This is a genomic window from Limnofasciculus baicalensis BBK-W-15 (assembly GCF_024178385.1).
GTDB classification, from domain to species: domain Bacteria; phylum Cyanobacteriota; class Cyanobacteriia; order Cyanobacteriales; family Coleofasciculaceae; genus Limnofasciculus; species Limnofasciculus baicalensis.
The window spans coordinates 1-10,007 of record NZ_JAMZMM010000226.1; the positions used below are offsets into that span (position 1 = coordinate 1).

Sequence of the window (10,007 nt, forward strand, 5' to 3'; positions counted from 1 at the left end):
AGGGCGATATCGCTAGTCAATAAACTAATAACTTTATCTCCAAATCCTTCACCCTCTCCTGATGAGGAGTTTAACAGTAGCCAATGCTCAAACTACAATCAGCCTTTGTGGGTGTAAAGCATAAGGGCGATATCGCTAGTCAATAAACTAATAACTTTATCTCCAAATCCTTCACCCTCTCCTGATGAGGAGTTTAACAGTAGCCAATGCTCAAACTACAATCAGCCTTTGTGGGTGTAAAGCATAAGGGCGATATCGCTAGTCAATAAACTAATAACTTTATCTCCAAATCCTTCACCCTTTCCTCACCATAAGTCTAACAGTAGCCAAGGCTCAAGCTAACATCAGCCTTTAACTTAAAACTCCCCTTCCTCCTAGCAAACAAGGGATGGGTAGTCGGAGAATCTCCACTACCCATTAATTCTATTAAGTTCCTCTCAAATTGGCAAAGATTTTACATCTGCTATAGTAGAGGTAACATATCTTAACCCTATCGATTAGAGAGCGCCTGCGCTACTTAATCCCAAGATAACGCCAGCGCCGAGAATGTGACCGAAACTAGTGGTGGCTAAAAGTTCAGCAATGCCGAAGCTTTTGAACATAGCAGGCTTACCCACAGGTAAATCTGGACCTTTGCCGGGATTCTGAATTGCGTAATAACCAATGGCAATCGCCACTAGGTTGCAGATAATCATCACCAAACCTACGGAGAGACTCCAGGAGGAGGTGGCTGGTACTACATCAAGAGCGGCTAATAAAATTGTGTTAATCAAGGGAGTTTCTCCTTATGTTAATTAAGTTGGGCTGAATTGCTGCTTGCGATCCCCGCTCTGGCCGAGACAGGATTTTCAAGCAAATCAATTTTGACACTCCCCGCTCTTTTGATACGGGGATTCTTAAGACTTTGCAGCCTTAATATCCTGATTAATCAGGTTACCGGGCGCAATCCTTTTGCTGTAAAGGCAGTCTGCTATCCTAGCCTTGCAGCTAGCTCCTCGGTCGTATACTTTCCCCCAGTCCGGAGGTAGGTTTTTATGTCTTGGTACTGACCGATTAATATTATAAAAACCTCTGGTACAAAAAAATGTTAACTTGTTTTAAGAAAAAATACCCTTACCGAATCGGCAGTGGCAAAGTCAGACTCATCTATACCAGAAACCCTTGCTAGGACACCTTTATTTCACCTAGCTCTTGCCCAAAAAGCCCGAATCACTGCTTTTGCAGGTTGGGAAATGCCCGTACAATATGGGGGAATAGGGCAAGAGCATGAAGCGGTGCGGACATCAGCGGGGATGTTTGATATCTCCCACATGGGAAAATTTCTCTTGAAGGGCAAAGAGTTACGGGCACATTTGCAGCGTTTAGTACCCTCGGATTTGATGGGGTTACAACCGGGTGCAGCTCAGTATACGGTTTTGTTAAATCCTGACGCGGGCATCATTGATGACATCATCGTTTACTATCAGGGTGAAGATGATGGGGGGGAGCAACAGGTGACAATTATTGTCAATGCGGCTACCTGCGCTCAAGATAAAGCCTGGTTGTTAGAAAATTTGCCTACATCTGGCATTAGTTTCCAGGATCTTACCTCTGATAAAGTTTTAATTGCCCTACAGGGACCTGAATCTGTTACATATCTTCAACCTTTAATGGAGGAAGACTTAAGCAGTGTTAAGTTTTTCGGACATTTGGAGGGAACTATTCTCGGTCAACCTGCGTTTATTGCTAGGACAGGGTATACAGGAGAAGATGGATTTGAAATAATGGTTGACCCAGAGCTTGGGGTAGAATTATGGCGATCGCTATTTAGTGCAGGTGTGACTCCCTGTGGTTTGGGGGCGAGAGATACGCTACGATTGGAAGCAGCACTAGCTCTCTACGGACAAGATATTGATGACACCACTACTCCTTTAGAAGCTGGTTTGGGTTGGCTAGTCCATTTAGATCGCAAAGGCGATTTTATTGGTAGATCTGTATTAGAAGAGCAAAAAGCTACGGGAGTCAAACGTAGGTTAGTTGGGATTCAGATGGTAGGGCGTTATATTGCCCGTCATGGTTATCCAGTAATATCAAATGGGGACATAGTGGGAGAAGTAACCAGTGGAACTTTAGCCCCAACTTTAGGAATTGCGATCGCACTTGCATATCTTCCCACATCTTTAGCTAATATCGGGCAAGCATTAGAGGTAGAAATTCGCGGGAAGGCTTATCCGGCGGTTGTGGTGAAGAAGCCGTTTTATCGGAGAAAGTAATTTGTTGTTGGTTATTTGTTGTTGGTTGTTTGTTGTTTGTTGTCTGTTGTTTGTTGTCACATATACTCTATCCGCTGGAATTGTTAAATCATCCGGTTATTAGTTGAATCCTTACTTCTTACTCCTGACTGCTATATACATCACTTTTCGTGAGGTATAGAGAAACCCGGTTTCGCCGAAGTTACCGGGTTTCTGGGGCGTACTTCATCAACCTGGAATCTGCTGTAAGTAGGAATGGTGCGTTACGCTACGCTAACACACCCTACTGATGGAGTCTTTCTGTAAGTCTTTTTCTGTTTATTTTTATGAATTTTTACGGTGCTATACTTTATGAAACCTACCCAGTTGTCGTTGCGCTGGTTGTTTTTCTTTTTTTCTTTTACTCAAGGGATAATTGCCCTGGTAGATGTATCGCCGGGAGTAGCTCAACCGATTACGGCTGCTTCTGATGGTACAAATACAATTATAACTCCTGATGGCAACCGCTTTGATATTTCTGGTGGTAGTCTTTCTGGAGATGGGGCGAATCTTTTCCAGAGTTTTGAGCAATTTGGACTATCACAAGGTGAAATTGCTAATTTTTTATCTAATCCCCAAATTCAGAATATCTTGGGCAGGGTAGTTGGTGGAAATCCTTCTATTATTAATGGTCTAATTCAGGTAACTGGGGGAAATTCTAATTTATATTTAATGAATCCGGCGGGGATAGTGTTTGGGCAAAATGCTAGTTTAAATGTCCCTGGCGATTTTATGGCAACTACGGCTACTGCTATTGGTTTTGGCGATAATAATTGGTTTAATGCTTTTGGTTCAAATAACTATAGTAATTTAGTTGGTAATCCTAATCAGTTTGCTTTTGATTTATCTCAGTCTGGCAATATTGTCAATGGTGGTAATTTAGAAGTTTCTGTAGGCAGAAATTTAACTTTATTAGGTGGCAGTGTTATTAATACTGGGAATCTTACTGCAACGGGAGGTAGGATTACAATTGCTGCTGTACCTGGTTCAAGTTTGGTGCGGGTTAGTCAACCGGGAAATCTCCTTAGTTTGGAGATTGAAGCGCCAAGGGATAAGAATGGTATATTACTGCCAATTACACCACAAGATTTGCCGACTCTATTGACAGGTTCGATAGATACGGGAGTTAGTGTCACCCAAGGTGGGGAGGTGAAGTTAAATAGTTCCAATACGACTATACCGAATGAGTCGGGAGTGGCTATTGTTTCTGGTAATATTGATACATCGAATTCCGCTATTACTAAGGTTGGCGGTGAAATTAATGTAATTGGGAATAAGGTGGGTTTGATTAGCGCCAATTTGGATGCGTCTGGTGCTAGTGGTGGTGGGAATATCAGAGTTGGGGGAGATTATCAAGGGAAGGGGGCAGTACCGAATGCTTCTCGTAGTTATGTTAGTAGTAATTCAGAAATTAGGGCAGATGCACTTAATAATGGTCATGGTGGGAGAGTAATAGTTTGGTCTGATGAAGCAACCCGATTCTATGGCAATATTACCGCAAAAGGGGGAAGTGAGGGTGGTAATGGGGGATTTGCTGAAGTATCGGGGAAAGATTTTCTTGATTTTGCAGGTACGGCTGATTTATCGGCTGCGGTAGGTGAATTTGGTACATTACTTTTAGATCCAACTAGTATCACAATTGTCCAAAGCTCAGATAAGTCAACTGATTTGGCAGCTAATGACGAATTTGCAGATCCAGCTACGGACAATGAAATTAATAGTAGCACCATCAATGGAGCAACAGCGAATGTTATTCTCCAATCTACAGGTGATATTACGTTTAACGATCCCGTTAATATTACTACTCCTGGAGTTAGTATAACTGCTCAAGCTGGCGAAAAGATTTTACTCAATCCGCAAGGAGGTATTACCACTAATGGAGGTAATGTTACTCTTATTGGCGATTTTAATGGTGATGGTGAAGGTAAATTAGAACTTATCGATTTTATTTCTACTGGTGGGGGAGATATTACCTTAACTGGAAGTTCACTCGATCAAGAGGGTATTCGCATAACTAGCCTGATTGATTCAGGTGGAGGAGATATCACTATCACTGGTGCTAGTACTTTTTTCCATGGTTTTAGTCTCGTAAGTGATGGTAGCTTTGGTGACGGCAAAATTGAATCAGGAGGTGGGAATATCGCTATCACTGGTTCTAGTAGCAGTTTCCTTGGTATTAATATAACTAACTTAAAGAATACTATCAATTCAGATGGTGGAAATATTACCCTGATTGGTTCTAGTCTAAATGATGTCGGTATTGAAATTAATAGCTTGATAAATTCAGGAGGTGGTGATATAAATATAACTGGTTCTGTCACTACTCCCCAAGGGACAAATGGTGTTTTAATTAATACTGATGGTTCCCTTAGCTCAGAAGGTGGAGATGTCAATATTACAGGCTCAACCCAGAATACTGGAGATAGCGGTATTGCAGTTTATAATCAAATCGATTCAGGGATTGGGGATATTACTCTCACTGCTGATAGAATTGAATTAAGCGGTTTTGGTACTCCGGAACTTGTTGGTAGTGGGAATCTCACTTTGCAACCAGAAACGGATAGTACCGAATTAGAAATAGCTGGAGTAGGAAACCATAAAACAACCTTCTTAACTCCTGAAGAATTAAATAGTATAACTGATGGTTTTTCCTCTATTACTATCGGTAGTGAGAATGGTAGCGGGACTGTTACTGTAGTAGATGACTTGGCTTTTGCAGATTCGATTATTTTGCGATCGCCTAATGGTACTATACAAGTTGCTCATACTATTACTGGCTCAGATGATGCCTCCATTACTCTGGAAGGTAACACAATTCTCTATGCCAACCTAACTACTGCTAATCAGAGTATCAATTTTGATGGCGATACTACTTTAGGCAATGGTATTACTCTCAATACCAGTAATGGTGATATTAATTTTAATGGTACAGTTGATGGCAGCAAAGATCTTACCTTACTTGCAGGTACGGGTAATATTAGCTTTCAACAAGCTGTTGGTAATACTTCCGCATTAGGAAACCTGACTATCACCAGCGCTAATAATGTAACCGCAAATTCCATTACAGCCGCTAGCCTAATTCAAAGTGCGGGTACTGGTACTACCAGTTTGGGTATTTTAAATACTAATACCGCCAACGGGATAAACTTAACTGGCAATAATTTTAATCTTAATGGTGCTATCAATACTACTAGTGGTGGTGGTTTGACAATTAATAATAGTGGACAACTCACCATTGATGCTGCTGCTGACATTAACTTGACGGGAAACTTTGTCCAAAGTGGTGGTGGGGCAGTTGCCCTGGCGGGAGATATTGCCGCCAATAATGCTAATATTACCTTTAATAGCGCGATCGCACTTAATGGATCGGTCATTCTTAAAGGTACGACTCTCAATCTAAATGGCGCAATTACGGGATTGAGTAACGCCTCACTCACCCTCAACGGTACAACTACCAATCTCAAGGGGAATATTACTACCGCTAACCAAAATATTACTGTAAATGGCAATACCAATATCGGTAACAATATCGCTATCGATACGGGAGATGGTGCGGGGGATATTAGTTTTAATGGTACAGTCAATGGCAGTCAGGATCTAACTCTCAAAGCAGGTACGGGTAATATTACTTTTAGTGATGAGGTGGGAAATATTGCCAGTTTGGGAAATTTAACTATTGCCAGCGCCAATACTATTAATAGTCAAGGGATTAGGGCGACTAGCGTAAGTGCGATCGCAGATGGTAATATTACTACCTCTGATATAAATACTAGTTCTACCACGGGAACTGGTGGAATTATCGATTTAACCAGTAATAACGGTAAAATTTCCACAGGCAACCTAAATAGTAGCGGCACTAGTGGCAGTGATATAACCGTTAAAGCATCCACAGCTATTACTACTGGCGATATCGATAGTAGTGGTACTATCGGTGATGGTGGTAATATTCTTCTCGATCCCATTAGCGATATTCAAGTTGGTTATATTAACGCCCAAGGAGGCAGCGATGGGGAAGGTGGGGAAGTAGATATTACCGCCGGGGAATTTTTCCGGGCTAAGAATACATTTCGCGATCGCAATAATATCTTAGCGAGTATTTCCACTGCTAGTGGCAATGGTGGCGGAGACATTACAATTAGACACGGTGGCAATGGCACAAAACCATTTGTTATCGGTGATGCTACCACCAACGGTACAGTAGGTGCGATTACTAGCGGCGAATTTAGTATCATTCCCTCCCAATCCTTCGACTTCAGCCACATTGAAGGTAACATTAAAATTCTTGGTCTTAATTCTACCATTAATCCCGTCGATCTTACTGAAACTAACGATAATTCAAACCCAGAAATCGAGATTAAGCAAAAGATAGAAACTCCGGTTATTTCCATCATCACCTCTACCCCAGCTACCGAAGCCGAAATTGCCCAACAAGAAACCAGCTTTACCACAGCATTTGAAAGCTACCTCGGCATCAGGAGTACCCAAAATTTTAACCTCCAACAAGCCCAAGCCGAATTACAAAAAATTGAACAAGCAACAGGTGTCAAACCTGCCCTAATTTATTGCTACTTTGTCCCCGCTAGCCTACCCTCCCCAACCGCATTAACCAAGCCAGATAGATTGGCAGAAGTAGATTTAAACAATAACCAAAATATACCTATTTTATATAGGAATAAATCTGAAACCAAACCAACTAACAAACAACCAGAAACCCTCTGGGAATTCACCGCATCAGGCATTGCCGCAAATCAAGCCCAAACTCCTCCCAACAAGCAGCCACCACAAGGCAGCGATCGACTAGAATTAATATTAGTCACTTCTGGTACTCCCATCCGCTATACAGTATCCGGGGCTACCAGAGAAAACGTTTTCAAAATAGCTGAACAATTCCGTCAAGCCGTAACCAGTATCAATATCCCTCGCGACTATCGCACTCCCGGGAAAAAACTTTATCAATGGTTAATTACACCACTAGAAAAAGAATTACAATCCCAACAAATTAATAATCTAGTATTTATCGCAGACGCGGGATTGAGATCCCTTCCCCTTGCCGCACTCTATGATGGGAAAAACTTTATTCTAGAAAAATATAGTGTTGGCTTAATGCCCAGCCTTTCTCTTTCCGATACCCGCTACGTTTCTCTCAAAGATATGCAAGTCTTGGCAATGGGCGCATCTAAATTTGATGATGCCAATGCCTTGCCAGCCGTGCCATTCGAGTTATCAGTAATTACCCAAAAATTATGGAAAGGTGAATCCTTCCTCAACGATGGTTTTACCCTAAAGAATCTCCAAGAAGCCCGCGCTAGCCAACCCTTTGGTATTCTTCATTTAGCCACCCACGGTGAATTCAAACCAGGTGAATCAGCCAACTCCTACATTCAGTTATGGCAGCAAAAATTACAACTTAATAATTTACGAGATCTCAAGTTAAACGATCCAGTAGTAGAATTGTTAGTATTGAGTGCTTGTCGTACCGCTTTAGGAGATGAAGAAGCGGAATTAGGCTTTGCGGGATTAGCGGTACAAGCGGGAGTGAAATCAGCTTTGGGTAGTCTTTGGTATGTTAGCGATTCAGGTACATTGGGGCTAATGACGACATTTTATGAGGAATTAAAGATAGCACCTATTAAAGCAGAAGCATTGAGACAGGCACAATTAGCCATGATTAAAGGTGAAGTGCGAATAGAAAATGGACAGTTAGTTACTCCAGGTGGGAATATTCCTTTACCTGCGGAATTATTTGCATCGGGAGATACAAAACTTACTCATCCTTATTATTGGAGTGCTTTTACTATGATTGGGAATCCTTGGTAGGGATTTTGAGTTTTGAATTAATCCTTTTCACTGAAAGCTAAAAACTATCTTCCCCTTTCTCCGGAGAGGTTTTACTCTTTTAATAAGGCATTGTAGAACACTTGAAAACTTTTAGAGCGATTATTTGCAGGGTTCATGTGCCTTGAAATTTCCCGTGCCGCCTTGTTTTTCTCCAAACCTCCTTGATGGTAACCAGCTTTCTGAAGTACCCTTTCTAATGCTTCCCAAGTACCACCTGTTATCCCGTCAGGATCTCGGTATTTTGCCTGAGTTGCTAAATTGGGGGAGACTCTAGGATAAGCAGTAGTTATAGCTGGTATATCTCCAAAAAACCAAGCCTCTAGTTCTTCAATTGCTATTCTATTAAGAACTTGAAACGGTTTATCTATACCAGCAGATGACTTAGTAATTAAGCCAGCCTCAGTAGCAATTTTTTCTAAGTTATTCTTTAAAATAAGACAGTCTTCCCTGTCTTTGTCAACTAAAACTACAATTAGATGATCCTCTGGCAACCAAGCTTTGTACCCTTTCAATCGGCTAGGTAATTTAGATAGTAAATCAGTTTTACCTCTGTAGGAATGAATATCAAATGTGGTATTTATTTTCAAGATTTTAGGTAATAGATTGTGGAGAGCCTCTTTGGCGGACTGTTCCTCAACCATAAACTCAATGTGCAAGTTAGTTTACTCCTTTATTTCCTGTTTTTGCGATCTGCCACGCTTATAACCACCAAAGTTAACCAGGGGATTACCTACTTCAAAATAATCCTCCATCCACAACGAACCTAACAAGGCTCCATTGTCTATAAACTCTTTAATTCCTGGCATATCCGCAGTCCGTTTAGCTTGAGTATAGCCTTGTTCATTTCGATAAAGTACCCACAGTTCCTCTGGTTTTAGAGCATCTACAAAGAATGGAGAATGGGTTGTTACCATTAACTGTGTGTTAGCTAAAGCAGCGCGACATTCTTCTGATAATTCTGGTAATAACTGCGGGTGTAGATGATTCTCTGGTTCTTCGATCCCTATCAGTTGTGGCGGAGATGGATCGTATAATACGATTAGATAGGCTAACATTTTTAATGTGCCGTCTGAAATAAATTTGGCGAGGATTGGTCGTGTAAATGGAGCATCCTTTATTTGCAACAGCAGCCGCCCATCTTGCATCATTTCCGCATCCACTTTCTCTAAGCGGGGAACACGACAGGATAAAGTAGTAAGAATTTGGTTCAACCGATTAGGATGTTGTTCTTTCAGGTACTGAATAACGTTAGGTAAGTTGTCTCCTGTTGGTGATAATCGCTCTTGGGGTCCGGCTTCTGGAATACTGCGAGTGTTATCTGCTGTCAGATAGGAAAGATACCAACCTGTAATAAAACGACGTAAGGCACTAACACGAGGATGTTTAGCAAATTGTCCGAGGGTACTAACTGCTAGTAATTCTGACGATTCTAGTTGTTCAAATACTCGCTCATCCTGTTCATCTGGTATCTCACCAGTAATTACCCTTCCTGCACCTTCTTGAAAATCGAGAAACCGAAATGGTTTGCCTCTTTGTCCTCTTCTCCACTCTAGGGATTCTTCTGCTACATGAGGACCTCTAGTTCCTTCCTCAATAGCTAAATGGTAGGTAATTAGGGGAGAACTTGATTTTTCTCGATATTTTAATTCAATTACAATTGATCCCTCTGCCCCCCTTGTCCGTAGTTCTCTAAATCTTCCTCTTCTATCCCAGGCTTTTCTTAAACCAACTGTAAAGCATTCTGATAAGAAGGCAAATACATCAAAGATAGTTGACTTACCACTACCATTTGGTCCCAAGAATACAGTAAGAGGGGTAATTCCTTTAAGTTCCAAGTCACGCAACGCTCGGTAATTTTGGACTCGTAGATATTCAATTCGGGGAATAGATTGTCTAGAC

General features: G+C 41.4%; 5 protein-coding genes. 2 read left to right on the plus strand and 3 right to left on the minus strand.

From position 1 onward, the window contains the following. Positions 1-497 precede the first annotated feature (497 nt). On the minus strand, positions 498-773 hold the full coding sequence (psaK, locus tag NJ959_RS19490; RefSeq protein WP_254013407.1) for a photosystem I reaction center subunit PsaK: 276 nt from the start codon (positions 771-773) through the stop codon (positions 498-500). Positions 774-1,127: 354 nt separating this feature from the next. Here psaK and gcvT point away from each other — a divergent pair, with 354 nt between their 5' ends. Then, positions 1,128-2,252, plus strand: a complete 1,125-nt coding sequence (gene gcvT, locus NJ959_RS19495) for a glycine cleavage system aminomethyltransferase GcvT (RefSeq protein ID WP_254013408.1) — start codon at positions 1,128-1,130, stop codon at positions 2,250-2,252. 330 nt (positions 2,253-2,582) lie between these two features. Continuing rightward, positions 2,583-8,087 carry a CHAT domain-containing protein gene (locus NJ959_RS19500; RefSeq protein ID WP_254013409.1) on the plus strand — a complete coding sequence of 1,835 codons (5,505 nt, stop codon included), beginning with the start codon at positions 2,583-2,585 and terminating at the stop codon, positions 8,085-8,087. Between the two features lie 71 nt (positions 8,088-8,158). Here the strand turns inward: NJ959_RS19500 and NJ959_RS19505 are convergent, their stop codons facing one another. Together NJ959_RS19505 and NJ959_RS19510 are read right to left on the minus strand one after the other, a co-directional pair. Then, complete coding sequence (locus tag NJ959_RS19505) at positions 8,159-8,764, minus strand: DUF4276 family protein (RefSeq protein ID WP_373693682.1); 606 nt, start codon at positions 8,762-8,764, stop codon at positions 8,159-8,161. Between the two features lie 6 nt (positions 8,765-8,770). Next, a partial coding sequence (locus NJ959_RS19510) for an AAA family ATPase (protein WP_256529457.1) occupies positions 8,771-10,007 on the minus strand: 1,237 nt, incomplete at its 5' end.